Source organism: Parabacteroides sp. MSK.9.14 (assembly GCF_019041495.1).
Lineage (GTDB): Bacteria > Bacteroidota > Bacteroidia > Bacteroidales > Tannerellaceae > Parabacteroides > Parabacteroides merdae.
In genome coordinates this window covers 1-588 of sequence record NZ_JAHPXO010000132.1, presented here as the reverse complement: position 1 = coordinate 588, position 588 = coordinate 1, and the positions used below count along the sequence as shown (strand labels likewise).

The 588-nt window shown below is 40.6% G+C and carries 2 protein-coding genes; both read right to left on the bottom strand.

Features of this window, described 5'->3' with window-relative positions; all coding sequences use genetic code 11:
* Window positions 1-88 (bottom strand): twin-arginine translocation signal domain-containing protein (locus KTG12_RS22045; protein WP_122298928.1); only part of this gene is annotated, 88 nt, incomplete at its 3' end.
* A 69-nt stretch (window positions 89-157) separates the two neighbouring features.
* On the bottom strand, window positions 158-588 hold a 431-nt coding region (locus KTG12_RS21470), incomplete at its 5' end, for a sugar phosphate isomerase/epimerase (RefSeq protein WP_216945551.1).

Below are 588 nucleotides of genomic sequence, written 5' to 3'. Positions count from 1 at the left end.
ACCCATTTCCCAATACGTGACGCGGCACAATCGAAAAGAGCGCAACCCCTCCAAGAGTTTTCAGAAAACCTCTTCTGCTTGTTCTCATAGTAAATTATAATTTATATAGATTAGCAACCTATTATTTTAATAATATAAATAATATCTGACAAATATACTAATTATCTAATAATCCTTGCAGATATTCACGTGTTTTTATCACATAATCATGTCTTGCACCATTCAATTCGCATTCAATAGTCAATGCTCCTTGAAATCCTTGCTTCTTCAGTTCTGCGATGACAGCCGGGAAATTCACCTCTCCGGTAGGAATGGGTACTTCAGCTCCCAATTCATACGGATTGTTCGGGTCCGGATATCTACCGTCTTTAGCATGGAATTCCTTGATAAGGCTGCCGAACTGCTTCACGGCATCAAGAGAATTCGCTTTTCCGTACATCAATAAATTAGCCAGGTCGCAATTGATAAACACATTACCAGTAGCGATGTCTTTAATGGCACGAATCAAAGTCGTCGGCGTTTCCTGTCCGGTCTCAAAATAGATCATCACACCGCGCTGCTTGGCATAATTCGCCAAATCCTGCATGA